The sequence below is a fragment of the Arthrospira sp. PCC 8006 genome, assembly GCF_046480465.1.
Classification (GTDB): domain Bacteria; phylum Cyanobacteriota; class Cyanobacteriia; order Cyanobacteriales; family Microcoleaceae; genus Limnospira; species Limnospira platensis.
This window is the reverse complement of record NZ_PKGG01000505.1, coordinates 1-699: the sequence shown is the minus strand read 5'-3', so window position 1 is coordinate 699 and position 699 is coordinate 1. Positions and strand designations below refer to the sequence as shown.

Annotated in this window: 1 protein-coding gene and 1 pseudogene; one reads left to right on the top strand and one right to left on the bottom strand. The window is 45.2% G+C overall.

The window, feature by feature from the left end; genetic code table 11:
* Positions 1–139: 139 nt before the first annotated feature.
* Entirely contained in the window at positions 140–511 is a 372-nt protein-coding gene (locus B9T16_RS29090) for a relaxase/mobilization nuclease domain-containing protein (RefSeq protein WP_373869269.1), read from the bottom strand.
* Positions 512–521: 10 nt separating this feature from the next.
* On the opposite strand from B9T16_RS29090, the pseudogene B9T16_RS29085 reads away from it, so the two are divergent.
* Positions 522–699, top strand: a pseudogene (locus B9T16_RS29085) (IS1 family transposase); the annotation flags it as partial.

The following is a 699-nucleotide window of genomic DNA, read 5'->3' as shown; positions in this document are numbered from 1 at the left end:
ACCTTTGGGACATTGTTTGCGGGATAGGTTGAAAAACTCAAGAATATCCTCAAAGCCTTGATCTGTAACACTATGTGTACTGTTTGTACTTGCACTCATTTGGCACTAACTCCTAAATGTGCGATCGCTTTTGAGTGCACTAGAGTAACGGTAGAATAGGGGTTATAGCCTTTATGAAGGGTTCAAGTCCCACCGCCCCCACTATCATCAAACCCTTATCCGCACTGCGATCGCAATGCAACACAGGATAAGGGGTTTCCATATATGGACACAACTTGATAATATGGAGACAACTGGACTCGAAGCACTTCCCCGCATCGTTAACCAAGTTAATCAGCAGATGGGCGTGGGTGCGAGTTTTGTCTGAACCGGGATATTTGACATCGTGGTGCAGCCCCACCAACGCCTGATGGTCGCCCAAACCCAACTCGTCAAGAACCCGATTGCACAGGAGCGACCATTGACTTCGACTCAAGTTATGGTGTTGCATAATAGAAAATGATATTCTCAAATAAATCAAGATGGATTGTCCTTATTGCCAAAGCCATAAAGTAGTCAAAAATGGTCATCGTCAGGGAAAACAGAGTTACCTGTGCCGTGAATGTGGTCGCCAATTTCGAGAAAATCCCTGTCCTGGAGGTTACAGTTCTGATGTCAAAGAGCTTGGTGTGAAATTGTCCCTAAATGGCATGGGATTTC